This window comes from Burkholderia sp. Tr-862, assembly GCF_011753085.1.
In the GTDB taxonomy this organism is placed as follows: domain Bacteria; phylum Pseudomonadota; class Gammaproteobacteria; order Burkholderiales; family Burkholderiaceae; genus Burkholderia; species Burkholderia ambifaria.
On the sequence record NZ_VWWG01000001.1, the window covers coordinates 117,669 to 140,319 of the forward strand.

Genomic DNA, 22,651 nt, shown 5'->3' on the forward strand with positions numbered 1-22,651 from the left:
GAGAGATCCATCCATGTCACTGCTTGTCCTGCACTTCCGGCACAACGGCCGCGCCCAATGGGGGGTGGCCGCCAACGGCGCCGTCACGCCGATTCCCGGCGACTTCGAAACCACCGCGAGCTTTCTCGCGGCGAATCCGGTTGAACAACTCGCCGCGCTCGACGGATCGACGATTCCCGAGACAGAGGTGGAGTGGCTGCCCCCGGTGACAGCCAACCAGCAATTCGTTTGCCAGGGCGCGAATTATCGTCAGCACATGATCGAATCGGGCATGGATCCGGACGCGAAAAAGTTCAACATGATCTTCACGAAGGCGACGAGTTGCATCGTCGCCGCCGACTCACCGGTGGTGAAACCGCGACACGTCCGGTTTCTCGACTACGAAATCGAGCTCGGCCTCATCCTCAAACGCGACATCACATCCCACAGGCAGATCACGGACGAGAACCTGCACGACTACGTCGCCGGCACCGTGATCGTCAACGACTATTCCGCACGCGATGTTCAGATCCCGCAGATGCAGTTCTACAAGGGCAAGAGTTTCCGGACGTTTGGCCCGGTCGGCCCCTACCTGTGCCTGCTCGAGCGGCGTGACTTCCCGAAGCTGAAGGCGCTCGACCTGACGTTGACCGTCAACGGCGCGGTGCGTCAGCGGGACTCGACGTCGAACCTCGTCTATGGTCCAGCCGAAACGTTGACCGAGTTGTCGGGCGTGCACGACCTTCGCGCCGGCGACCTGCTCGCGACCGGCACGCCGGCCGGCTGCGCACTCAGCATTCCGTCGCCGCTCAAGCAGCGGGCCGTGGCGCTATTTCCCGAATCCTTCAAGTGGAAGATGTTCATGAAGGTGCAGGCGGGACGCGCGCAGTACCTGAAGGCCGGAGACATCGTCGAAGCCCGGATCGCGAGCCGCGACGGAACGATCGATCTGGGCGTGCAGCGTAACAAGATCGTGGACGAAGCAGCATGAACGGCATCGCGACCCGGTACGACGTGCTGGCGATCGAAGCGCAGGGCCTTCCGCCGGATCTCCCTGCCAGCACCTACGAGATGATTTGCGCCGGCGCGGCCATCGACCCGTCCGCCCCCGCGCTCTCCTTTTTCCTGACCGCCGACGCGCACCGCGACGCCGAGCGCTGGACCTATCGCGAGCTGGTTCGTGACATCACGCGCACGGCCAACCTGTTCACGCGGCTCGGCGTGAACTCGCGTTCGGTGATCGCTTATGTGCTGCCCAATCTTCCCGAAACGCATTTCGTGATCTGGGGCGGGCAGGCGGCCGGCATCGTATGTGCGATCAATCCGTTGCTCGAAGGCGAAGCGATCGGCAATCTGCTCAAATCGGCAGGCGCCAGCGTACTCGTGACGCTCGCGCCATTTCCCGGCACCGATCTCTGGCAGAAAGTCGCGGCTATCCTTCACCAGGTCGAGTCGCTGCAGCATCTCGTGCTGGTCGATCCGGCCGATCGTGTGCGGGGCACCGCGCAAGCAGCGGCCCGCATGCTCCAGCGTGACGCGTGCCATAAGCTGCACGGCGAGGCTGGTTTGCGCGGCGCCGTGCCCGCGCATATCCAGATCCACGACTTCGGTACGGAAATGGCCCGGGAATCCGGTACGGCGCTCGACAACGTGCGCCGCATTCAACCGGGCGACATGTCGTCGTTCTTCTGTACGGGGGGAACAACGGGGTTGCCGAAAATCGCGATGCGCAGCCATGGCAACGAAGTGGCGAACGCATGGAGCGCCGGCCGGTTCTTCGGCGACAGCATCGGCCCCGGCAAAACGACTTTCTGCGGATTGCCGCTCTTTCACGTCAATGCCGCGATGGTGACCGGCCTGCTGCCTTTTTCCCGCGGCGCCCATGTCGTGCTCGGCACACCGCAAGGTTATCGAGGTGACGGTGTCGTCAAACGTTTCTGGGAAATCGTCGAACATCACCATATCAATTTCTTCAGTGGCGTCCCGACACTTTACGCGTCGCTGCTCGACATTCCTGCCGACGGTCATGTTATCGACTCGCTCGAATACGGCCTGTGCGGTGCGGCGCCGATGCCGGTCGGCGTCTTCAGGGCCTTCCAGGAAAAAACCGGCATCCGGATTCTCGAAGGCTACGGTCTGACCGAGGGAACCTGCGTGAGCAGCGTCAATCCGCCGACGGGCGAGCGCCGGCTGGGATCGATCGGGCTTCGCATCCCCTTCCAGGCGATGAAAGCTGTCGTCGTGGACGACGCGGGACGGTATCTGCGCGATTGCGCGGAGAACGAAGAGGGGCTGCTCGTCATCTCCGGGCCGAACGTTTTCACCGGCTACCTGCGTGCCGATCAGAACAAGGCGCTGTGGCTGGATCTCGGCGACGGCACGCGCTGGCTCAACACGGGCGACCTCGGCCGCTGCGACGTCGACGGTTACTTCTGGCTGACCGGCCGCAAGAAGGAACTGATCATTCGGGGCGGGCACAACATCGACCCTGCGGCGATCGAGGAGCCGCTGCATCGACATCCGGCGGTCCAGCTCGCCGCGGCAATCGGGCGTCCCGATGCGCATGCCGGTGAGCTGCCGGTCGCATATGTTCAGCTCAAGCCGGGGATGAGCGCGACCGAGCACGATCTGACGGCGTTCATGCAACAGCAGATCGCCGAACGCGCCGCACAGCCCAAGCACGTCCGAATCGTGGAAGCGATCCCGCTCACGGGCGTCGGCAAGATCTTCAAACCGGAACTCAAGCGCCGCGAGACGCGTGACGCGCTGCGCGCGGCATTGGCCCAGGGCGGCGCCCCCGGTGCATCGATCGACGTCACGACCGATCAATCGGGCGGATTGTCTGTCTCGGTCGAGCTGAGCGACCCCGGGCTCGAACCTGTGGCGCGCGTCGTGCTGGGACGTTTTCCGTTTGCGTTCTCGATCTCGATCGCCGCGCAGCCGACACGGTCATCCTGACTGACAGCAACAGATCCGCGGCGATGGAGGCGCGCGGCTAGTCTGGATGGCACCAACATCGGAAGCAGATCGCCGCACTCAATAAGTTATCCAAATTAGTTGTTATTCATAGAGACGGATCGAGACAGAGGAGACACAAGATGAATTTCAGGCGAACGACGCGTTTCGCAGGCGTGGCGATTTGTATCTGCTCGGCTCTGCTTGCCGACGATGCGCAGGCACAGACAGCCGGAAGCATCACGACATCAGTAGGATGGCTACACATTTCCCCTCAGGGCAATGCAACGCCCCTGATCGTGCAAAGTGCGGGCGGCGTAACGGTGAATCAGGAACTGACCGGTAGCAGCGCACATGCCAGTTCGACGGATACGCTCGGCATTACCAACGAGTACTACGTCACCGACAACTTCGGCGTCGCGATGCTTTTTGGAATGCCGCTGAAAGTCAATCTGATTGGCGACGGGACGTTGCAGAAGTACGGCACGCTCGGCACGACAAGGCCGATGCCGCCCGCCATCGAACTGCGATACCACCTGTTCTCAGCCACATCGAAATTCCGGCCGTACCTGGGCATTGGCGCGAACTATACGTGGTTCACCCAGGTTCGAGCCACCAATAGCCAGTTCGTCTCCGACAGCTTCGGGCCGGGCGGCTCGGCGCGCGCGACACTCAGCGCTTCGTGGAACCCCGTGTTCGAGATCGGGGCGAATTACGCGGTGACCAGACACTGGTCTGTCGGAACCTCCGTCGGCTACATGCCGGTGAAGACCCACCTCACGTTATACGGACAGACCGCGACGGGGACGCAGATCGTTTCCAAATCGACGCTCCGGCTCAATCCCGTCAGCGTTTTCCTGAACGTCGCCTATACGTTCTGACGAGCACGCCCGGATGCCAGCCCCCCGCATCAAAGCAACACATAGGATCGAACGATGAAACGACAGGTTCTCAAGACCATTCTGTTTGCATTGCCCAAGGTTCTGGACCTGACGGCGCGCCGCTTTCCCGCCTACCGAGAACGTCTCAAAGAGCGCAATCTCGTCGCGTGGATCGGGCTCATGGATCAAAGCATGGGTCGCGTCATCGAGTTCAGGAATGGCCGCATTCGGTCGCGCGCCGGCAAGCACCCGCGGCCCGATGTGCGCATGGCCTTCAAGGATGTCGCCACTGCCCTGAAGTTTCTTTCCCCCAGCCCGGACCAGGGCGAAATCATCCACGCCGCCAAGAACTTCAAGGTCGTCACGGAGGGCGAGGACGAACTGCTGGTCTGGCTCATGCAAACCCTGAGCATGATGCGCACCGTCGGTCTGCCGATGGGCACGCCCATGCGCGACGGCACCCGACGCTACACCACCTGTACCAATGGCGGCCCGCTGTTCGTCTACGTCAAGGATGGCCGCATCGTCCGCGTGACCCCCATCGAGCTGGACGATACGGATGCGTCGAGCTGGGTGATCGAGGCACGCGGACGCCGCTTCAGCCCGCCACGGCGTGGCTTGGTCGCGCCGCACGCGTTGACCCTCAAGTCGTTGGTCTACTCCGACAAGCGCGTCCTTCACCCGATGAAACGGGTCGACTTCGACCCCGACGGCGAGCGCAATCCGCAGAACCGCGGCAAGTCCGGCTATGTGCGTATCAGCTGGGACGAGGCCCTGGACATCGTCGCCAAGGAGATCAACCGGCAGAAGCGCGTTCACGGCCCCGGTTCCATCACGTTCCCGATGTCGTCTCACCATCAGTGGGGCAACGTGGGCTACTACCTCAGCGCGCTGACGCGCTTCGCCAACCTGATCGGCTTCACCCGGGTCGCCGCGAATCCGGACAGCTGGGAAGGCTGGTACTGGGGCGCCATGCACCATTTCGGCAACTCGATGCGCGTCGGCGTGCCCTCCGGCTATGGCGGCCTGGAGGACGCTCTAAAGGAGGCCGAAATGATCGTCTTCTGGTCCTGCGACCCCGAAAGTACCAACGGGGCCTACGCGGGATTCGAGGGAACGCCACGCCGTCTGTGGGCCAAGGAGCTCGGCATCGAGTTCGTTCACATCGACCCGCACTGCAATCCGACCGCACAGCTGCTGGGCGGCCGCTGGATCCCGGTCCGGCCGCAAACCGATGCTGCCCTGGCGACCGCGATCATGTACGTATGGGCCGTGGAGGGCTTGTACGACAAGGATTACGTCGCGGCGCGCACGACCGGTTTCGACGATTGGAAAGCCTACCTGCTGGGCGAAGCCGACGGTACGCCCAAGACGCCCGAATGGCAGGAGAGCGAGACCGGCGTGCCGGCCAAGGACGTCCGCGCGCTGGCGCGCCTGTGGGGAAACAAGAAGGTTCATCTCGCCGTCGGGATGACCGGCGCGGGATTCGGTGGCGCGGGCCGCGGGGCGACCGGGGCGCAATGGGCGCGCTGCATGATCATGATGATGGCCATGCAGGGCTGGGGCAAGCCGGGTGTGAATTTCGGCTGCCTCGAAATCGGCGTCCCGCACGATCTGCAGTTCTACTTCCCCGGCTACGCGGACGGCGGCATTTCAGGCGACCTGGCGTGGACCGCCAATGCGGTGGACAACTACCAGCGCATGCCGCACATCCTCACCATGAATCCGGTCAAGCAGATGGTGCCGCGCCAGCAGATGCCCGATGCGATTCTCAACGGTCACGCCACCGGTTATCTGTGGGACGGCATGTCCCAGGAAGCCCAGTTCGCGCCATTCACCTACCCGATGCCCGGCTATTCGCCGATCCACATGATCTATCGCTATGGCGGATCGTCGTTCAGTACCGTGACGAATTCCGGACGCTGGACGGAGGCCTACCGGCACTCGAGCATCGAGTTCGTGGTCAATCAGTCGATCTGGATGGAAGGCGAGGCACAGTTCGCCGACATCATCCTGCCCGCGTGCACGTCGCTGGAGCGTTGGGACATCGGGGAATGGGCGAATTCGGGCGGCTACGCGCACCACGGGTATGGCACGGTCAACCATCGCGTGCTGACCATGCAGCACAAGTGCATCGAGCCTTTGGGCGAGTCCCGCTCCGACTACGACATCTTCACCGCCATCCTGATCCGGTTGGGCCTGGGTGGCATCTTCACCGAAGGCTGCGGCGATCTTGACTGGGTCAAGCGCGTCTTCGACTCGTCGGATCTGCCCGATCACATTTCGTGGCGCGAATTCTGCCGCAAGGGCTACTTCGTCGTGCCGCCCGAAAAGCCCGAGCTTCGTCATCCCGCGGACATGCGTTGGTATGCGGAAGACAGGAGGAAGGACCTGCCGGAACCTCATCCGCTGCCGTCGCAGTTCTCGGAAACGTTCGGCAAGGGCCTGCAGACGCCAAGCGGCAAGCTGGAGTTCGTGCCCGAGTTGCTGAAGCGGCACACGGCGGACAACCCCGAGCGGCCGCCGCTCAACCGATATATCCCCTCCTGGGAAGGTCTGCGCTCGGACCTGGCTCGGCGCTATCCGCTGCAATTGATCGCCACCCACAGCCGCTACAGCTTTCATACCCATTGTGACGGCAAGAACTCCGCGGTGAACGGCATCGACGATCATCGCGCGCTGATCGCGGGGCACCGCTTCTGGCTGCTGAGACTCAATCCGGCCGATGCCGCCGCTCGACGCATTGCCCATCGCGATCTCGTCAAGGTGCACAACGATCGCGGCGCCGTGATCTGTGCGGCCGATGTCTCGCCGCTCGTGAACGCCGGCGTGGTGAAGTCCTACGAGGCGAGCGCCGAATTTCAGTTGATCGAAATCGACGGCGAGCAAGTCGAGATTGGCGGTTGCATGAACATGCTCACCCCTGACCGGCCGCAGACCGCCGGCACCAGCAGCATGAGCCCGAATTCCTGCCTGGTGCAGGTCGAGAAATGGCGCGGTGCCGAAGCGTTCATGCTCGGTCGCGCAGCGTGAGGAATGTCAAATGAACAAGTGGAACCTGATTATCAAGGTCGGGCGTTGCGAGAACTGCCAGAACTGCGTGATCGCCGCGCGGGACGAACACGTCGGCAACGACTTTCCCGGTTACGCCGCGCCCGCCTCGGCCAACGCCGAGAGCCCCATCCGCATCCTGCGTCGCGTACAGGGTGCCGCGCATATGGTCCAGACCACTTATTTGCCGGTCATGTGCAATCATTGTGACGACGCGCCCTGCATGCGTGTCGGCGGCGGCGCCATTCGCAAGCGTGCCGACGGCATCGTCATCATCGATCCGGACAAGGCACGAGGCCGCAAGGACATCGTCAAGGCCTGCCCTTACAAGGCAATCGTCTGGAACGAAGAGCTGCAACTGCCCCAGGTCTGGATCTTCGATGCGCATTTGCTCGACCACGGTTGGCCTCGCCCGCGTTGTCAGCAGTCGTGCCCCACCGATGTCTTCGAGACGGTCAAGCTCGATGACACGGCGATGGCCGAGAAGGCCCGACGGGAGGGACTCAAGGTATTGCGACCCGACCTGAGCACAAAGCCCCGCGTGTGGTACAGCGGCCTCGAGCGCTGGGAAACGTGCTTCGTCGGCGGAAGTGTCAGTGTCCAGGCAGGGGACGTGGTCGAGTGCGTCACGGATGCGGTCGTCGCCTTGTACGTCGGTAATATGCAGGTAGCCGAAACGGTCTCGGACGGTTTCGGTGATTTCCGCTTCGATGGCCTGGCCAAGGGCAGCGGCGCCTACCGAGTCAAAATCCGACACGCCCTCGGCAACGCCTGGCGCGAGTGCGAATTGGGCGACAGCGTCTACCTGGGAGAAATCAGGCTCAGTCGCTCGAAAAACGCCGTGGCGATCGAGTGCTCATGATCCGGGGAAGGCTGAACGCTGCGGTACTCGCACCGATTTCGGGGGCGCCGCCTTACCGCGGCGCACTACCTGAACATCATCGGACCGGCGTCACTTGTCGGCCGCATACGAAGCAAACACCTTCGTCAGGTGTGCAACGAATGCTTTGACATTCGGGCTGCTGCGCCGGCTCTCCGGCCACAGCGCCGTGATCGTGGAGCGCGGTTCGACGAACTCGGTGAGGAGCGGCACAAGCTCCCCGCGCTTGACGTAGGAATCGGCCACATAGGCGGGTGTAATGCCGACGCCTCCGCCGGCGGCCATCACGGCGGCGACGGCATCGCTGGTATCGACAACGATGCCGGCGTCCGGTATCAGGTCGAGCGATCCTTCAGCGGTGACAAAATTCCAGCGGAAGACCTGTCCCGAACTCTGAAAGCGGAAATTCACACAATCGTGATCCACGAGGTCGTCGGGGTGTTTGGGGACACCGCGCCGGGCCAGATAGTCCGGGGATGCGTACGCTCCGATATGGTGGGGCGACAGCTGGCGCGAGATCAGGCGAGAACCGGCTAGATCTCCTACGCGAATGGCTACATCGACTCCTTCACCGACCAGATCGACGAAATGGTCGCCCAGGCGCAGGTCGATGGACAGCTTGGGAAACCGCTTTCGAAACGCAGGTAGCGCAGGCGCGATCAGATGAATCCCGATCGGGAGCGGCGCGGTCACTTTCAGGATGCCGGCCGGCTCGGATCGCGCCGAGACCGCGGCCTGCTCGATGGCCTCCATTTCCGCAAGCAGGCGCAGCGTGCGTTCATGCAGTTCGCGCCCCTCCTGGGTCAGGGTCAATGATCGGGTGGTCCGGTTGAACAGTTTGAGCTCGAAGTGCTGCTCGAGACGCTGGATGCTCTTGCTCACGGCGGACGGTGTGACGCCAAGCGCCCGAGCGGCGGCCGAATAACTCCCTAACGAGGCCGCACGGCTGAATGCAATGAGACCCGTCAGGCGGTCCAGGCTGATTTGTTCCATGGCGGAATGATTAAAGCGAGTTTGGCGCTGATTATCAATATCAATTGGCAAGTATAGAGTGCTGTCCAAGACGCCGCATTGGGTTGCGTCAGCCGACAGGACCTACTTTCATGACTACCGATTTCGCCGCCCGTTCACTCGATAACAAGTCCGTCCTCATCATCGGCGGAACCTCCGGCATTGGCCTTTCCGCAGCCAAACAAGCCAAGGCCGCCGGGGCGAACGTCACCGTGATCGGGTTCAACGCGGAGGGCGCTGAACGCGTCGCCGCCGAGCATGGTTTTGCGGGTTGGCGCGCCGCCGACGTGACCAAGCCGGAAACCCTCACCGCGGCGCTGGCCGACATCGCACACGTCGACCATCTCGTACTCCTCGCAGGGACCTTCGTGGCAGGCAAGGTGCTGGAAGCGGATGTCGACTATCTGCGTCGGGCGTTCGACGAACGTGTCTGGGCAGCCGTGCACACGTTGCGCACGCTCGGTGATCGCCTGGCCGCCGATGGCTCCATCACCTTCATTTCGGGCGTGCTGGCCGACCGACCCAATGCCTACGGCACGGCCATTCTTGCGTCGGCGTCCGCCGCGATGGAAGCCCTGGCCCGGGGTTTGGTGCTTGAACTGGCGCCGCGCCGCGTCAACACCGTTTCGCCCGGCACCACCGACACGCCGCTGCTTGCTCGCACGCTCGGCGACGGTCGCGACGCGTACGTGAACGCATTGAAAGAAAAATTGCCGCTGCATCGTTTGGGTACCGCTGACGAAGTGGGCGCCGCGGTGGTGTTCCTCATGAGCAACGGTTTCATGAACGGCGAGACGATCCACATCGACGGTGGCGCCCGTCTCGTGTGATGTGGCCTGAAGGGCTCGCGGTATTGCCACGCTGACAACGAACAAGAAGGAGGTTTGGTGCCTACGCTGTTTGATCCCATTCGACTGGGCGCGATCGAAGCGCCCAACCGTATCCTGATGGCGCCCATGACACGTGCGCGGGGAACCCGCGAGCACGTACCCACCGCAATGATGGCCGACTATTACAGTCAGCGCGCATCCGCAGGTCTCATCATCTCGGAGGCCATTGGCATTTCCCGGCAGGGGCTGGGTTGGCCCTACGCCACCGGACTGTGGACGCCGGCCCAGGTTGCCGGCTGGCGAAAAGTGACCGACGCCGTGCATGAAGCGGGCGGTCGCATCGTGGCCCAGCTCTGGCATATGGGCCGCGTGGTGCATCCGAGCTTTCTCGATGGCGCGCAGCCTGTCTCGTCGTCCATCACGACGGCACCGGGCCATGCCCATACCTATGAAGGAAAGCAGTCCTACACGCCGGCACGCGCACTGGGGACACACGAAATTCCCTCCGTGATCGAACAGTTCGCCGCCGCTGCACGTAACGCACTGCAGGCCGGCTTCGACGGCGTGCAGTTGCATGCTTCGAACGGCTATCTGATCGACCAATTCCTGCGAGACAGCGCCAACTTCCGCGGCGACGCGTATGGCGGCTCGATCTCCAATCGGCTCCGGCTTCTCATCGAGGTAACCGAGGCTGTCGCGGAGGTCGTGGGAGCCGATCGCACCAGCGTTCGCCTGTCTCCCAACGGCGAAACCCTGGGCGTGCGTGATAGCGATCCGTTGCCGCTGTTTATCGCGGCCGCCGAGTCGCTATCCACGGTCGGGATCGCGTTCCTGGAACTGCGCGAGCCGCCACTGAACGGCAGTTTCGGCGTCGGCTATCTCGATCCGCTCGCGGCGCGGATCCGCCCGGCTTTCAAAGGACCGCTGGTGCTCAACTCGGATTTCGACGCGGCCCGAGCCCAGGCGGAACTCGACACCGGTATTGGCGATGCCGTTGCGTTCGGGCGCCCTTTCATCGCGAATCCGGATTACCCGCGCCGTCTGGCCGACGCGATTCCGCTTGCGTCGGACGATCCGACCACGTGGTTCACGCAAGGCGCGGAGGGTTATGTCGATTACCCGGGCGCGGCGTCGGCTTGACGACACCCTGCGTGACGGGGCTCGAGGTTGAACGGCGCCATCGGAAATGACGCGCTTGCCGATCCGGTCGCGTTCGTTGATGGTCACTCGCGGACGCGGAATCTCACTCTCGCGGTGATATCCGCGGCAATCGTGCCGCGCATGTCGACATTCACCTCGTCGGTATCACCGTGCGAAAGCCGTGGCCTTGGTCGCATTTTTTTTGACGCCACCAATCGCGAAGCCCAACTGCCGAGCGTGCCCATCACGCGGGTTTCTTTTCGCCTGCATCCCGCATTGCCCAAACAACTACCGCCCTCGCCGCCATGGCTACATTCGCAGCAACCGTTACTTCCCTGCAACCGTACGAAAGGAAAAACATCATGTCATTCGTTACCACGCAAGACGGCGTCCAGATTTTTTATAAGGACTGGGGCCCGAAGGACGCTCAGCCGATCGTCTTCCATCACGGCTGGCCGCTCTCGTCGGATGACTGGGATGCCCAAATGTTGTTTTTCCTGTCGAAGGGATATCGCGTCATTGCCCACGACCGGCGCGGACATGGGCGCTCGGCGCAAGTCGCCGAAGGTCACGACATGGACCGTTACGCGGCGGATGCATTCGCCGTGGTCGAAGCGCTGGATCTCCGGCATGCAGTGCATATCGGTCACTCCACCGGCGGCGGCGAAGTCGCCCGCTATGTCGCAAGGCACGGCGAGCCGGCCGGGCGTGTCGCCAAAGCGATACTGGTCAGCGCGGTGACACCGCTGATGCTGAAGACGGAGGCCAACCCCGACGGAGTGCCGATCGAGGTATTCGACGGGTTGCGTGCCGGCACCGCGGCCAATCGCGCCCAGTTCTTTCTCGATGTGCCGAGCGGCCCGTTTTACGGATTCAATCGAACCGGCGCAAAGATCGATCAAGGCGTGATTCGGAACTGGTGGCGCCAAGCCATGATGGGCAGCGCCAACGCGCATTACGAGGGCATCAAGGCATTCTCCGAGACGGACCAGACCGACGATCTCAAGGCGATCAGCGTGCCGACGCTTGTGCTGCATGGCGAAGACGACCAGATTGTCCCCTATGAGAATGCCGCGCTGAAGGCGATCAAACTGCTCGAGAACGGCACATTGAAGACCTATCCGGGCTACGGCCACGGCATGCTGACGGTCAATGCCGATGTGCTCAATGCGGATCTCCTCACCTTCGTGAAGGCTTGAAGATTCTCATATCGATTCGTCATCCGATGTTTCAGCGTGACCAGGCCGGGGAAGCGCATTCCGGATGACGGGTCGCTTCCCGGTCAACGATGACTGACAGCCTCGTCTTCGGGAAAGCGGCCGGCTAGCGGGCCGACCCGCGGCCTGGTGACATCCGGTCGACGATCCGGCACGTCGTCGGCCATGTCGTCGAGCGAACTGCTATTGATTTTTGAGACGAACGGTCTATTATTCGCCCATGGACGTTCGAACTGATCCGCCTCGCCGCCGCGGCAGGCCACCGAAGCAGCACGAAGACCTCGTCGCGACGCGCGACATGCTGTTGCGCACCGGGCTGGAAGTGCTCACCGAGAAGGGCTTTTCGGCCACCGGGCTCGACGAGATCCTCGGGCGCGCCGGCGTGCCCAAGGGCTCGTTCTATCACTACTTCGACAGCAAGGAGGCGTTCGGCCTCGAACTGATCGATCGCTACGCGGACTTCTTCGCCCGCAAGCTGGACCGTCATTTCAGCCAGCCCGAGCCGTCGCCGCTGGCACGCGTGCGCGCGTTCGTCGACGATGCACGCGACGGCATGGCGCGCCATGAATACAGCCGCGGCTGCCTGATCGGCAACCTCGGCCAGGAAATGGGCGCACTGCCCGAGAGTTTCCGTGCGCGTCTGCGCGTGACGTTCGAGGACTGGCAACGCCGGCTGGCCGCCTGCCTGGCCGCGGCCCAGCAAGCCGGCGAGCTCGCCGAGTCGGCAAACCCGGCCGAGCTGGCCGCTTGCTTCTGGATCGGCTGGGAAGGCGCCGTGCTGCGCGCGAAGCTCGAACGCAGCGACGTGCCGCTTGCGCTGTTCGCGCAGTTTTTCTTCAATGGATTGCCTCGCCGCTGAATTTTTTTGCCATTAACTAGACGATCGGTCTAAAAAGGAGGACGCATGTTCCAGGGCATCGTGATCGACAAGGACGAAACCGGCCAGCACGCGCGGCTGCAGACGCTGGACGACGCGCAGTTGCCCGCGGGCAACGTGACGATCCGGGTCGGCTATTCGACGTTGAACTACAAGGACGGGCTGGCGATCACCGGCAAGAGCCCGGTGGTCCGCAAGTTCCCGATGGTGCCGGGCATCGATCTGGTCGGCGAGGTCGAGCACAGCACGCATCCGGATTACCGCGCGGGCGATCGCGTCGTGCTCAACGGCTGGGGCGTCGGCGAAACGCACTGGGGCGGCCTGGCCCAGAAGGCACGCGTCGACGGCGACTGGCTGGTGCCGCTGCCGTCCGCGTTTTCGCCGCAACAGGCGATGGCCATCGGCACCGCGGGCTACACTGCGATGCTGTGCGTGATGGCGCTGGAACGGCATGGCGTGCGCCCGGACGATGGCGAGATCGTGGTGACCGGCGCGGCAGGTGGCGTCGGCAGCGTCGCCATCGCCCTGCTCGCGCGGCTCGGCTATCGCGTCGTTGCCGTGACCGGCCGCCCGGCCGATGCGGACTACCTGCGGCAGCTCGGCGCGGCGGAGATCCTCGACCGGTCGCAATTCGGCGCACCGGGCAAGCCGCTCGGCAAGGAACGCTGGGCCGGCGCGGTCGACGTCGCAGGCAGTCACGTGCTCGCCAACGTGTGCGCGACCACGCGCTATCGTGGCGCGGTGACGGCCTGCGGCCTGGCCGCCGGCATGGACTTTCCCGCCACCGTCGCGCCGTTCATCCTGCGCGGCGTGACGCTCGTCGGCATCGACAGCGTGATGTGCCCGCGCGCCGAGCGGCTGGAGGCATGGCGCCGGCTCGCGTCCGATCTCGACGTCGAAAAGCTGGGCGCGATCAGTCATCAGGTCGGCCTGGGCAACGCCATACCGCTTGCCGAGGAACTGATCGCCGGCAAGATACGCGGCCGCATCGTCGTGGACGTCAACGCATGACGCCAGCACCGGCAACCCGTCGTTTCATGTCCGGCCGGCGGCTCGCGCGTCGCGTTCGCCCGTGCCACTTTATCCAGGAGACCTCATGACCGCTGCCAACCACGCGCCCGTCAGCCGCTTTCCGGTGCCGGCGCTCGATGACCTGCCCGACGATATTCGCGCACGGATCGCTGCCGTCCAGGAAAAGTCGGGCTTCATCCCGAACGTATTCCTCACGCTCGCGCATCGCCCGGACGAGTTTCGCGCGTTCATGGCGTACCACGACGCGCTGATGGACAAGCCGGGCAACCTCACCAAGGCCGAACGGGAAATGATCGTCGTGGCCACCAGCGCCGTGAACCAGTGCCAGTACTGCGTGATCGCGCACGGCGCGATCCTGCGCATTCGCGCGAAGGATCCGCTGATCGCCGACCAGGTCGCGACCAACTACCGCAAGGCCGACATCACCGTCCGGCAGAAGGCGATGCTCGACTTCGCGATGAAGGTTTCGCAAACCGCGCACCTGGTGGGCGAAGCGGACTTCGACACGCTGAAGTCGCATGGCTTCACCGAAGAGGACGTCTGGGACATCGCGGCGATCTCGGCGTTCTTCGGGATGTCGAATCGCATCGCGAACGTGACGAACATGCGGCCCAACGCGGAGTTCTACGCGCTGGGGCGCTGAGCGCGTGCCGGCCTCGGTCGGCGCGATTCGCCGAGCCGGACGCTGGAACCGCGCGACACCGGAGAGATATGTCGCGGTTCCGACGTGCCGGTTCACGGCAAGCAGGAGCAGGAGCAGGAACGGGTCAGCGCTCGGTCCACTCCTTCAACGCCTCCAACCCGTCCGGCAGCGTCGCGTCCGGGAACATCGTCGACAGCGTCGCGTCCCGCCACTGTGCCGCCTCCTCCGCACGCTGCGTTTCCGCCTGCTCGCACACGAACAGCGCATCGCTGCCGAGCAGCAGGCGCATCGGCACGTCGTCGCGACGCGACAGCTCGACGATCAGCCCCGCGATCCGTGCGGGATCGCCGACCTCGTGGCCGCCGTACGCACCGAGCAGTTCGAGAATCTTCCCGACCGACGGCTGATAGTCGGGCAGCAGGCCGTCGACGTGGCGCTTCGCCTGCGCGGCCCATTCGGTGCGCATCCCGCCCGGCTCGAGCGTGCACACGCGCACGCCGAACGGCGCGACTTCCTTCGACAGCACGTCGCTGAACCCGCCGACCGCCCACTTCGCGGCCTGATACGCGGACAGGCCGACCGTCGCCGTGCGCCCGCCGACCGACGACACCTGGAAGATGTGGCCCGCGCGTTGCGCTCGCATCGTCGGCAGCACCGCACGCGTCAGGTTGACCACGCCGAACAGGTTCGTTTCGATCTGGTCGCGGAAGTCGTCGGCGCCCATCTGCTCGAACGGCGCCGTATGACCGTAGCCCGCGTTGTTGACCAGCACGTCGATGCGTCCGAACGCGTCGCGGGCGGCGGCCACGGCATGCGCGGCCGCCGCTGCGTCGGTCACGTCGAGCTCGATCGGCAGCAGCCGGTCGCCGTACCGCGCTTCCAGATCGGCGAGCCGCGCCGGATCGCGCGCCCCGGCCACCAGCCGGTCGCCCGCCGCCAGCACCGCTTCCGAGATTGCACGCCCCAGGCCGCGTGCGGCCCCTGTCACCAACCAGACTTTCGACATTTCCATTCCTCGACAAAGTTGAAACCACCAAAATGAATGATTACTCACTCATTAATATGGGCGCTGAACCGGTCGTTTTCACCGTGCGTCGCCCTGCCTGAAACCGCCTTCCATCGTCGCGGCGACGCCCGAACCCAACGCGTCGCCGCTCATCCCTCTACAACTTGCCCGCTATCACACCGCGTGCAGCACGGCCCACAGCGCGCGAAACCCGGCTTCCCGGTACGCATCGGCCCGCGCCGGATCGCGTGCGATCGACTCCATCGCCGTTTCCGCGATCGACGTGAACAGCGCCGTGCAGAACGCATGCGCGTCGTCGGCGTCGAGCCCGCCCGCGGCGGCACTCTGCGCGCGCAGCAGCGCGGTGATCGCACCGAAGCCTTCGGTGCCGGCCGCACGATGCGCGTCGTCGATGCGGCCGCTCACTTCGAGCTGCCGCAGCGCGCGCTGCCCGTGCGGATCCGCGATGCCCCACGACACATAGCTGTTCCACACATGCCGCATGGCCTGCTCGGCCGGCGCGTGCTCCGGAAACCCGGTGATCATCGCGTCGCGCAGGTCGGCCTTCAGGCTCAGGTACAGCGCGTTCAGCAGCGCATCCTTGGTCTCGAAATACGTGAACACCGTGCCTTCCGCGACGCCGGCGAGCCGCGCGATGCGTGCGGTGGTCGCACTCGCGCCGTCCTCCGCGAGCGCCCGGGCGGCCGCGGCGAGGATGGCGTCGTGCTTGTCGGGACTGCGCGGTCGGGCCACGTTCGATTCCTTTAATGAGTGAGCGCTCAATCATAATCGCGACGACGACCGGGCCGCAAGCCCTGTTACATATGGGGGGAACCCATCCGCAATCGGTCAAAAGCGTGCACTATTAGCGTTTCCACGTACTGGCACGCCAACGCACCGGCGGCCGGCGCTTTGATGTTCGTTCCACGCTCACCCGTTTCAGACCGCGAACCACTCATGACGAATCAGCCCAACCAGACCGAAGCCGACCAGCCCGTCGACATGATCATCTTCGGCGGCGGCGGCGACCTGGCCGCCCGCAAGCTGTTGCCCGCGCTGTACATGGCGCACCTGCACTGCAACCTGCCGCCGCAGACGCGCATCATCGCGGTCGGCCGGCGCGACTGGGGCATCGACGGCTACCGCAAGTTCATGGACGAGCAGTCGCGCCCGTTCATCGACGCGAAGGCGTTCGACGCCGACGCGTGGGCCCGTTTCCTCGACCTGTTCAAGTACGTGCTGATCGACGTGAACGCGCCGGAAGACTATGCGCGGCTCGCCGAAGCGGCGCGCCCCGACGCGATCCACGTGTTCTACCTGTCGACGTCGCCGGAGCTGTTCACGACGATCTGCGACAACCTGTCGGCCGCGCACCTCGTCGATGCGCGCTCGCGCGTCGTGCTCGAAAAACCGCTCGGCCACGATCTCGCGTCGGCGCAGGCGATCAACAATGCGGTCGGCAGGCATTTCGCGGAATCGCAGATCTACCGGATCGACCATTACCTCGGCAAGGAAACCGTGCAGAACCTGATGGTGCTGCGCTTCGGCAACCCGATCTTCGGGCCGTTGTGGCAGGCGCCGAGCATCCGCAGCGTGCAGATCACGGTGGCGGAGACGGTCGGCGTCGGCAGCCGCGCGGGCTTCTACGACCATACCGGCGCGCTGCGCGACATGGTGCAGAACCACCTGCTGCAACTGCTGTGCATCGTCGCGATGGAGCCGCCGGTGTCGCTCGACCCGGACGCGGTGCGCGACGAGAAGCTGAAGGTGCTGCGCTCGCTGCGGCCGATGGCGCTGTCGGACGTCGCGCGCGATACCGTGCGCGGCCAGTACACGGCCGGCGCGGTCGACGGCCAGCCGGTCAAGGGCTATCTCGAGGAAGACAACGTACCGGCGGACAGCCACGCGGAAACCTTCGTCGCGCTGCGCGCGCACATCAACAACTGGCGCTGGGCGAACGTGCCGTTCTTCCTGCGCACCGGCAAGCGGCTGCAGCGCCGCCAGTCGGAAATCGTGATCGAGTTCGCGGACATGCCGTTCTCGATCATCCCGACCGGCCCGCGCCACTACAGCAACCGCCTCGTGATCCAGCTGCAGCCGGAAGAATCGATCCAGTTGCAGATGCTCGCGAAGGAGCCGGGCAGCGGGATGAAGATGGTGCCCGTGAGCCTGAACCTCGACCTGCAGCAGGCGATTCCGGAACGGCGCGCGGAAGCCTACGAGCGGCTGCTGATCGACGTGATCCGCGGGCGTCTCACGCACTTCATGCGCCGCGACGAGCTCGAGGCCGCGTGGTCGTGGGTCGAGCCGATCCTCAACGGCTGGAAGCAGCTCGGCGACCGTCCGCGCCTCTACACGGCCGGCACGTTCGGGCCGGCGGCCTCGTCGGCGCTGCTGGCGCGCGACAACATGTCGTGGTCCGAGGAAGCCTGACCACGGCATGACGGCAGGCCCGCGGCGCAAGCGCCGTGCGGCATGCCGGATCACTCCGGGCGCCCGATCGGGTGCCCCGCCCCCAGCCCCCCGTCGCCTGCCACCCTTCCAGCGCTGCGCCGTTACAGCGGCTCCAGCCACGCAGCCTTGCGCCGCGCCGGCGCCCCGCTGCCGCCGCTATCGCCGCCCAGCACCTCGATCATGTAATCGACGAACGACGCGATCCGCGACGAAATCGCGGTGTTCCGGTAATACACCGCGTTGATCGGCTGTTCGACGTCGAGCGTCTGCCGCGCGAGCACCTGCACGAGCCGGCCGGCCTCGCGATCCTGCGCGGTCATGAAATCCGACAGGCACACGACGCCCGCGCCCTCCAGCGCGAGCTGCCGCAGCGTCTCGCCGCTCGACGACCAGATGCCGGGCTCGATGCGGCACGGCTCGCCGTCCGCGCCGAGGATCGGCCAGACGTTCAGCGATTCAGGTTGCGTGAAGCCGAGCAGTGTGTGCCTGGCGAGATCCTCGACCTTGCGCGGCTGGCCGTGCGCTTCGAGGTACGCGGGGCTCGCGAGGATGCGCAGGCGGCTGTTGCCGATGCGCCGGCTGTGCAGCGTCGAATCCTTGAGCCGGCCGATGCGGATCGCGACGTCGGTGCGCCGCTCCAGCAGGTCGATGATCCCCTCGTTGCTGTTCAACTCCAGTTCGACCTTCGGGAACCGTTCGCGGTAGCCACGCACGAGCGGCACGATCACGTGCAGCATGAACGGCGTCGCCGCATCGACGCGCAAGCGCCCCGACGGCATCTCGCGCCGCGCGAGCATCTGCTCCTCGGCGTTCTCGACCGATTCGATGATTGCGCGCGCATCCTGCAGGAACGCACGTCCTTCCTCGGTCAATTCGAGCCGGCGCGTGGTCCGGCGCAGCAGCGTGGTCTTCAGCTTCTCCTCGAGCCGCGCGAGCGTGCGGCTCGTGGCCGACACGGTGAGGTCGAGCTGCTGCGCGGCAGCGGTGATCGAACCGGAGTCGACCACGGCAGCAAAGGCCTGGAGTTCGTCGAGCGTGATCTTCATTGCTGGATTATTGATCCAAAATCAAAACAATTTGGTTTATAGACCCATTTTTCCGCAAAAGTAAAGACGGCACACTGCGCTCCATCGTCACCGGACCCTGGAGCACCGTCATGCCACTTGCCCTGCTTGCGCTGACCATCAGCGCATTTGCCATCGGCACCACCGAATTCGTGATCGTCGGGCTGATCCCGACGATCGGCGCCGACCTCGGCGTCAGCCTGCCGTCGGCCGGGCTGCTCGTCAGCCTCTATGCGCTGAGCGTCGCGATCGGCGCGCCGCTCCTCACCGCGCTCACCGGCCGCGTGCCGCGCAAGACGCTGCTCGCCGCGCTGATGGCGCTGTTCACCGTCGGCAACCTCGTGGCCTGGCAGGCGCCGGGCTACGAATCGCTGATCGTCGCGCGCGTACTCACCGGCCTCGCCCACGGCGTGTTCTTCTCGGTCGGATCGATCATCGCCACCACGCTCGTGCCGAAGGACAAGGCTGCCAGCGCGATCGCCACGATGTTCAGCGGGATGACCGTCGCGTTCGTCGCCGGCATTCCGCTCGGCACCTTCATCGGTCAGCACTTCGGCTGGCGCGCGACGTTCCTGATCGTCGCGCTGTTCGGCCTCGTCGCGTTCATCGGCGCGGTCGCGTTCGTGCCGCGCGGCCTCCCGCGGACGCCGCCGGCGCCGCTCGCCCGCCAGTTCCGCGTGCTCGCCCAGCCGCGCCTGCTGCTCGTCTATGCGATGACGGCGGTCGGCTACGGCGGCTCGCTGATCGCGTTCACCTACATGGCGCCGCTGCTCGAACAGATCGCCGGCTTCACGCCGTCGCAGGTCAGTCTGGTGCTGGTCGGCTACGGCGTGTCGGTCGCGTTCGGCAACGTGTGGGGCGGCAAGCTCGCGGACCGCGTCGGCCCGGTCAAGGCGCTCAAGCGGATCTTCCTGTTGCTCGCGATCGTGCTGCTCGCGCTGACCTTCACGGTGCACGTGAAGTGGCTCGCGGTGCTGACGATGCTCGCTTGGGGCGCCGTCGCATTCGGCAACGTGCCGGGCCTGCAGGTGTACGTCGTCAAGCAGGCGCGCCACTTCGCGCCGAACGCCACCGACGTCGCGTCGGGCTTCAACATCGCCGCGTTCAACCTCGGCGTCGCGGGCGGCTCATCGCTCGGCGGCCTGATCGTCGCGAACGTCGGCCTCGGCCATACGCCGTGGATCGGCGCCGCCGTCACGCTCGGCGCATTCGCGCTGACCGCGTTGAGCGGCCGCCTCGACCGCGGCCAGGGCCTGCCCGAACGCACGGCCGACCCCGTCGAACTCGCCCATTGAACGTCACTTTCCCGCAGGAGCGCATCAGCATGAACGCATCGACCCAACGTCCGCCGTTCGCCGGCAGGACTTTCGAAGTCCGTTACGACGGCCTCACCGCCCTGAACGCGTATGACGAGGACGGCCTCCACATGCGCTACGAGATCACCGAAGGCGCGTACGCCGGCGCGAAGGGCGAAGTCGCGTACACGTGGCGGCACGTCGCCGGCGAGACCTATGCGATCTCGTGGCAGGAAGCCGACCGCGCAACCGTCGTGCACCTCGACGATTTCGCCGCCGGCACGTCGCACGCGTTCTTCACTGCGGCTTCGCTCGATTTCTACCGGCCCGAAGGCAGCCTGCGCGCGCGCTGAACGGAGCAACCCGACCATGTCCACTTCACTCGACAAGCTCGCCAGCGGCGGCTTCAGCATCGGCATCGAACTGCCGCTCGACAACGACTGGTCGCTGGCCGGCGCCGCGAAGCGCCAGCGCGACGGCCGCCGTCCCGGCGTGCCCGACCTCGAACTTCATGCAACGCTCGCGCGACTGGCCGACACGCTCGGCTTCCGCGCGCTCTGGGTGCGCGACGTGCCGGTGTACGACCCGTCGTTCGGCGATGCCGCGCAAGTGTTCGAGACCTTCTCGTATCTCGGCTACCTCGCCGGCATCACCCGCGACATCCTGCTCGGCACGGCGGCCGTCGTGCTGCCGCTGCGCGAACCGCTGCTGACGCTGAAATCGGCCGCGACGATCCAGGAGCTGAGCGACGGACGCCTGCTGCTCGGCGTCGCGAGCGGCGACCGGCCGGTCGAATATCCGCTGTTCGGCCGCGACTTCGCGTCCCGCGGCGCGAATTTCCGCGACCAGATCGCGCTGCTGCGCGACGGCGCGCGCGGGCACCTGCCGCCGGGCCTGGATGTGCTGCCGGCCGCGCGTTCGCCGGTGCCGCTGCTCGTCGCGGGTCTCGCGCAGCAGACGCCCGCATGGATCGGCCAACACATGGACGGTTGCCTCGCCTATCCGGGCACGCCGGCCGATCACCTGCAACGCGCCGCGAACTGGCGCGCGGTGGCCGGCGACAAGCCGTACGTGAGCTTCATCCACCTCGACCTCGCGGACGATCCGCACGAACCGCTTCAACGGCACCGCTTCGGCGCGCGCGCCGGGCGCATCGCGCTGACGGAAGAGCTCGCGGCGATGCGCGACGCGGGCGTGCGGCACATCGGCCTGCATTTGCGCCGCAATTGCCGGCCGCTCGACGAGACGATGGCCGAGATTGCCGCAGACGTGCTGCCGGCGTTCCATCCGGATGCCGACGCGCACACGCGTGCCGCATGAGGCCGGCCACGGCCCGCCGCGCGCCCCGCGCCGGCGCCCGATCCTTGAATTTGAATCAAATATTTTTGACCTCTGAAGGCGTTTATCTCATCAGTCCCGAACGCCAGAATGACTTCCATACCGAACCCGTTCCACTTTCCCAGGAGCCCACGATGAGCAACGTTCCCGCATTCGGCCTCGGCACCTTCCGCCTGCAGGGCCAAGTCGTCATCGACTCGGTCCGCAATGGCCTCGACGTCGGCTACCGCGCGATCGACACCGCGCAGATCTACGGCAACGAAGCCGAAGTCGGCGAAGCGATCGCCGCCTCGGGCGTGCGCCGCGAAGACCTGTTCCTCACGACCAAGATCTGGGTCGACAATTACGCGCCGGAAAAACTGGCAGCGAGCCTCGAGGAAAGCCTGCGCAAGCTGCGCACCGACACCGTCGACCTGACGCTGATCCACTGGCCGGCGCCGGACAACGGCGTGTCGATCCAGGCATTCATGACCGCGCTCGCCGACGCGAAGGCGAAGGGCCTCACGCGCCAGATCGGCATCTCGAACTTCAACATCGAACTGACGAAGGAAGCGATCGCGGCCGTCGGCAAGGATGCGATCGCGACGAACCAGATCGAACTGAGCCCGTACCTGCAGAACCGCAAGCTGGTCGAGTTCCTGAACGGCGAAGGCATCCACGTGACGTCGTACATGACGCTCGCCTACGGAAAGGTGCTCGGCGACCCGGTGATCGGCGCGATCGCGCAACGTCACGACGCGACGCCGGCGCAAGTCGCGCTCGCGTGGGCGCTGCAGCTCGGCTACTCGGTGATCCCGTCGTCGACGAAGCGCGAGAACCTCGCGAGCAACCTGCTCGCGCAGACGCTGCGCCTGACCGACGAAGACATGGCGCAGATCGCCGCGCTCGAGCGCAATGGCCGCGAAGTCGACCCGGCCGGCCTCGCGCCGAAGTGGGACTGAACGCGCCGCACCCGTAATCGATTCGTCCGCGGCCAGCCGGCCGCGGCACCGACAGGA

Annotated in this window: 20 protein-coding genes; 16 read left to right on the forward strand and 4 right to left on the reverse strand. The window is 65.2% G+C overall.

The window, feature by feature from the left end; translation table 11 throughout:
- The first annotated feature begins 13 nt into the window (after positions 1-13).
- The 5 genes from F3J14_RS00490 to F3J14_RS00510 all read left to right on the forward strand — a co-directional run bounded on the left by F3J14_RS00490 (position 14) and on the right by F3J14_RS00510 (position 7,728).
- On the forward strand, positions 14-970 hold the full coding sequence (locus tag F3J14_RS00490) for a fumarylacetoacetate hydrolase family protein (RefSeq protein ID WP_166721289.1): 957 nt from the start codon (positions 14-16) through the stop codon (positions 968-970).
- Positions 967-2,937 (forward strand): acyl-CoA synthetase, encoded by a 1,971-nt coding sequence (locus tag F3J14_RS00495; protein ID WP_166721290.1) that lies wholly within the window; start codon positions 967-969, stop codon positions 2,935-2,937. The genes F3J14_RS00490 and F3J14_RS00495 overlap by 4 nt, the downstream gene beginning before the upstream one ends.
- A gap of 140 nt (positions 2,938-3,077) precedes the next feature.
- A complete protein-coding gene (locus F3J14_RS00500) occupies positions 3,078-3,815 on the forward strand; it encodes an OmpW family outer membrane protein (RefSeq protein WP_166721291.1) in 738 nt (245 codons plus the stop codon).
- A gap of 54 nt (positions 3,816-3,869) precedes the next feature.
- Complete coding sequence (locus tag F3J14_RS00505) at positions 3,870-6,848, forward strand: molybdopterin-dependent oxidoreductase (RefSeq protein ID WP_166721292.1); 2,979 nt, start codon at positions 3,870-3,872, stop codon at positions 6,846-6,848.
- A 10-nt stretch (positions 6,849-6,858) separates the two neighbouring features.
- Positions 6,859-7,728, forward strand: a complete 870-nt coding sequence (locus F3J14_RS00510; RefSeq protein ID WP_166721293.1) for a 4Fe-4S dicluster domain-containing protein — start codon at positions 6,859-6,861, stop codon at positions 7,726-7,728.
- 90 nt (positions 7,729-7,818) lie between these two features.
- Here F3J14_RS00510 and F3J14_RS00515 read toward each other — a convergent pair whose 3' ends face one another.
- Entirely contained in the window at positions 7,819-8,739 is a 921-nt protein-coding gene (locus F3J14_RS00515) for a LysR family transcriptional regulator (protein ID WP_166721294.1), read from the reverse strand.
- Between the two features lie 110 nt (positions 8,740-8,849).
- Here F3J14_RS00515 and F3J14_RS00520 point away from each other — a divergent pair, with 110 nt between their 5' ends.
- The 6 genes from F3J14_RS00520 to F3J14_RS00545 all read left to right on the forward strand — a co-directional run bounded on the left by F3J14_RS00520 (position 8,850) and on the right by F3J14_RS00545 (position 14,496).
- Positions 8,850-9,587, forward strand: coding sequence for an SDR family oxidoreductase (locus F3J14_RS00520; RefSeq protein WP_166721295.1), 738 nt, complete (start codon positions 8,850-8,852; stop codon positions 9,585-9,587).
- A gap of 57 nt (positions 9,588-9,644) precedes the next feature.
- Positions 9,645-10,727 carry an alkene reductase gene (locus F3J14_RS00525; RefSeq protein WP_166721296.1) on the forward strand — a complete coding sequence of 361 codons (1,083 nt, stop codon included), beginning with the start codon at positions 9,645-9,647 and terminating at the stop codon, positions 10,725-10,727.
- A 362-nt stretch (positions 10,728-11,089) separates the two neighbouring features.
- Complete coding sequence (locus F3J14_RS00530) at positions 11,090-11,926, forward strand: alpha/beta hydrolase (protein WP_166721297.1); 837 nt, start codon at positions 11,090-11,092, stop codon at positions 11,924-11,926.
- 238 nt (positions 11,927-12,164) lie between these two features.
- On the forward strand, positions 12,165-12,803 hold the full coding sequence (locus tag F3J14_RS00535; RefSeq protein WP_166721298.1) for a TetR/AcrR family transcriptional regulator: 639 nt from the start codon (positions 12,165-12,167) through the stop codon (positions 12,801-12,803).
- Between the two features lie 45 nt (positions 12,804-12,848).
- Positions 12,849-13,832 (forward strand): MDR family oxidoreductase, encoded by a 984-nt coding sequence (locus tag F3J14_RS00540; protein WP_166721299.1) that lies wholly within the window; start codon positions 12,849-12,851, stop codon positions 13,830-13,832.
- Positions 13,833-13,917: 85 nt separating this feature from the next.
- Positions 13,918-14,496 carry a peroxidase-related enzyme gene (locus tag F3J14_RS00545; RefSeq protein WP_166721300.1) on the forward strand — a complete coding sequence of 193 codons (579 nt, stop codon included), beginning with the start codon at positions 13,918-13,920 and terminating at the stop codon, positions 14,494-14,496.
- A 124-nt stretch (positions 14,497-14,620) separates the two neighbouring features.
- Here F3J14_RS00545 and F3J14_RS00550 read toward each other — a convergent pair whose 3' ends face one another.
- Together F3J14_RS00550 and F3J14_RS00555 are read right to left on the reverse strand one after the other, a co-directional pair.
- The gene (locus F3J14_RS00550) at positions 14,621-15,502 is read right to left on the reverse strand and encodes an SDR family NAD(P)-dependent oxidoreductase (RefSeq protein WP_166721301.1); all 882 of its coding nucleotides are present in this window, start codon (positions 15,500-15,502) and stop codon (positions 14,621-14,623) included.
- 174 nt (positions 15,503-15,676) lie between these two features.
- On the reverse strand, positions 15,677-16,255 hold the full coding sequence (locus F3J14_RS00555; RefSeq protein WP_128845598.1) for a TetR/AcrR family transcriptional regulator: 579 nt from the start codon (positions 16,253-16,255) through the stop codon (positions 15,677-15,679).
- Between the two features lie 204 nt (positions 16,256-16,459).
- Here F3J14_RS00555 and zwf point away from each other — a divergent pair, with 204 nt between their 5' ends.
- Positions 16,460-17,935, forward strand: coding sequence for a glucose-6-phosphate dehydrogenase (zwf, locus tag F3J14_RS00560; RefSeq protein WP_166721302.1), 1,476 nt, complete (start codon positions 16,460-16,462; stop codon positions 17,933-17,935).
- Between the two features lie 122 nt (positions 17,936-18,057).
- Here zwf and F3J14_RS00565 read toward each other — a convergent pair whose 3' ends face one another.
- Positions 18,058-19,002, reverse strand: coding sequence for a LysR family transcriptional regulator (locus F3J14_RS00565; RefSeq protein ID WP_166721303.1), 945 nt, complete (start codon positions 19,000-19,002; stop codon positions 18,058-18,060).
- A gap of 110 nt (positions 19,003-19,112) precedes the next feature.
- On the opposite strand from F3J14_RS00565, the gene F3J14_RS00570 reads away from it, so the two are divergent.
- From F3J14_RS00570 to dkgB, 4 genes are all read left to right on the forward strand, one after another.
- A complete protein-coding gene (locus tag F3J14_RS00570) occupies positions 19,113-20,315 on the forward strand; it encodes an MFS transporter (protein ID WP_166721304.1) in 1,203 nt (400 codons plus the stop codon).
- Between the two features lie 29 nt (positions 20,316-20,344).
- Positions 20,345-20,668 (forward strand): adenylate cyclase, encoded by a 324-nt coding sequence (locus tag F3J14_RS00575; RefSeq protein ID WP_166721305.1) that lies wholly within the window; start codon positions 20,345-20,347, stop codon positions 20,666-20,668.
- A 16-nt stretch (positions 20,669-20,684) separates the two neighbouring features.
- Positions 20,685-21,635, forward strand: a complete 951-nt coding sequence (locus F3J14_RS00580; RefSeq protein ID WP_166721306.1) for a TIGR03571 family LLM class oxidoreductase — start codon at positions 20,685-20,687, stop codon at positions 21,633-21,635.
- A gap of 152 nt (positions 21,636-21,787) precedes the next feature.
- Positions 21,788-22,594 carry a 2,5-didehydrogluconate reductase DkgB gene (gene dkgB / locus F3J14_RS00585; RefSeq protein WP_166721307.1) on the forward strand — a complete coding sequence of 269 codons (807 nt, stop codon included), beginning with the start codon at positions 21,788-21,790 and terminating at the stop codon, positions 22,592-22,594.
- The last annotated feature ends 57 nt before the right edge of the window (positions 22,595-22,651 follow it).

What these genes read in the sequence shown, in the direction of transcription:
- F3J14_RS00490 (WP_166721289.1), top strand. Translation starts at nt 14, where the DNA reads ATGTCACTGCTTGTCCTGCACTTCCGGCACAACGGCCGCGCCCAATGG.
- F3J14_RS00495 (WP_166721290.1), top strand. Translation starts at nt 967, where the DNA reads ATGAACGGCATCGCGACCCGGTACGACGTGCTGGCGATCGAAGCGCAG.
- F3J14_RS00500 (WP_166721291.1), top strand. Translation starts at nt 3,078, where the DNA reads ATGAATTTCAGGCGAACGACGCGTTTCGCAGGCGTGGCGATTTGTATC.
- F3J14_RS00505 (WP_166721292.1), top strand. Translation starts at nt 3,870, where the DNA reads ATGAAACGACAGGTTCTCAAGACCATTCTGTTTGCATTGCCCAAGGTT.
- F3J14_RS00510 (WP_166721293.1), top strand. Translation starts at nt 6,859, where the DNA reads ATGAACAAGTGGAACCTGATTATCAAGGTCGGGCGTTGCGAGAACTGC.
- F3J14_RS00515 (WP_166721294.1), bottom strand. Translation starts at nt 8,739, where the DNA reads ATGGAACAAATCAGCCTGGACCGCCTGACGGGTCTCATTGCATTCAGC.
- F3J14_RS00520 (WP_166721295.1), top strand. Translation starts at nt 8,850, where the DNA reads ATGACTACCGATTTCGCCGCCCGTTCACTCGATAACAAGTCCGTCCTC.
- F3J14_RS00530 (WP_166721297.1), top strand. Translation starts at nt 11,090, where the DNA reads ATGTCATTCGTTACCACGCAAGACGGCGTCCAGATTTTTTATAAGGAC.
- F3J14_RS00535 (WP_166721298.1), top strand. Translation starts at nt 12,165, where the DNA reads ATGGACGTTCGAACTGATCCGCCTCGCCGCCGCGGCAGGCCACCGAAG.
- F3J14_RS00540 (WP_166721299.1), top strand. Translation starts at nt 12,849, where the DNA reads ATGTTCCAGGGCATCGTGATCGACAAGGACGAAACCGGCCAGCACGCG.
- F3J14_RS00545 (WP_166721300.1), top strand. Translation starts at nt 13,918, where the DNA reads ATGACCGCTGCCAACCACGCGCCCGTCAGCCGCTTTCCGGTGCCGGCG.
- F3J14_RS00550 (WP_166721301.1), bottom strand. Translation starts at nt 15,502, where the DNA reads ATGTCGAAAGTCTGGTTGGTGACAGGGGCCGCACGCGGCCTGGGGCGT.
- zwf (WP_166721302.1), top strand. Translation starts at nt 16,460, where the DNA reads ATGACGAATCAGCCCAACCAGACCGAAGCCGACCAGCCCGTCGACATG.
- F3J14_RS00565 (WP_166721303.1), bottom strand. Translation starts at nt 19,002, where the DNA reads ATGAAGATCACGCTCGACGAACTCCAGGCCTTTGCTGCCGTGGTCGAC.
- F3J14_RS00570 (WP_166721304.1), top strand. Translation starts at nt 19,113, where the DNA reads ATGCCACTTGCCCTGCTTGCGCTGACCATCAGCGCATTTGCCATCGGC.
- F3J14_RS00575 (WP_166721305.1), top strand. Translation starts at nt 20,345, where the DNA reads ATGAACGCATCGACCCAACGTCCGCCGTTCGCCGGCAGGACTTTCGAA.
- F3J14_RS00580 (WP_166721306.1), top strand. Translation starts at nt 20,685, where the DNA reads ATGTCCACTTCACTCGACAAGCTCGCCAGCGGCGGCTTCAGCATCGGC.
- dkgB (WP_166721307.1), top strand. Translation starts at nt 21,788, where the DNA reads ATGAGCAACGTTCCCGCATTCGGCCTCGGCACCTTCCGCCTGCAGGGC.